The following is a 1,101-nucleotide window of genomic DNA, read 5'->3' on the forward strand; positions in this document are numbered from 1 at the left end:
ATTGTGCTGATGAAGCTGCAAACTTTGAAATAACTTCATTAAATGATGATGTTATGGTTTCTGGAATTACTGAAGGACACACTTTCGATTGGAATACATCTACTTTGAACATCCCTGAAGATGGTAGTTCGCAAACAACAAATGAGTTTGATGTTATAGTAACTCATATAGCAACAGGTTGTACCAGCGAAGCTCATGTGACTGTATATGTCAACTCAGATCCAGAAGTTCAAAATGTGGAAGCAACCTATTGTGCCGATGAAGCCACAGACTTTGATATAACTACATTGAATGATGATGTTATGGTTTCTGGAATTACTGAAGGTTACACTTTCGCTTGGGATACATCTGTTTTGAATATCCCAGCTGATGGCGAATCACAAACAACTAATGAGTTTGATGTTATCGTAACTCAAATTACAACAGGTTGTACCAGCGAAGCTCATGTGACTGTATATGTCAATCCAGATCCGGCAGTTAAAGATGTGGAAGCAACGTATTGTGCCGATGAAGTCACAAACTTTGATATAGCATTATTCAATGACGATGTTATGGTTTCGGGAATTACAGAAGGATACACATTTTCGTGGACAGGAGATTTGACCATTCCAGAAGATGGAAGTGAAACAACAACAAATATATTCAATGTTATAGTTACAGATGAAAGAACAGGTTGTACAAGTGAAACCCGGGTAATAATTACAATTAATCCAGATCCTGACGTGCAGACAGCTTCTGCAACGTATTGTGCAGATGAAGCATCCGATTTTGATATAACTTCTTTCAACGACGATGTAATGGTTTCTGGTTCAACTACCGGATATTTGTATGCATGGGATGGTACTTTAATTATACCAGAAGATGGTGGTGATGCAGCCACTAGTATTTTCAATGTTGTTATTACAGATGAAGAAACGGGTAATACAAGTGAATCATCAGTAACTATAACTGTAAATCCGGATCCTGCAGTTCAAAATGTAGAAGCAACATATTGTGCAGATGAAGTCACAGACTTTGATATAACATCATTCAATGACGATGTTATGGTTTCAGGAAATACAGAAGGATACACTTTTGACTGGAACATATCTGCTTTGAACA

At 37.3% G+C, this 1,101-nt stretch carries 1 protein-coding gene; it reads left to right on the forward strand.

Going from position 1 to position 1,101, the window contains the following annotated elements; genetic code table 11:
• A partial coding sequence (locus OM075_RS25120; protein ID WP_301193315.1) for a hypothetical protein occupies positions 1–1,101 on the forward strand: 1,101 nt, incomplete at both ends.

It is taken from the genome of Plebeiibacterium sediminum, from assembly GCF_026013605.1.
Lineage (GTDB): Bacteria > Bacteroidota > Bacteroidia > Bacteroidales > Marinilabiliaceae > Saccharicrinis > Saccharicrinis sediminus.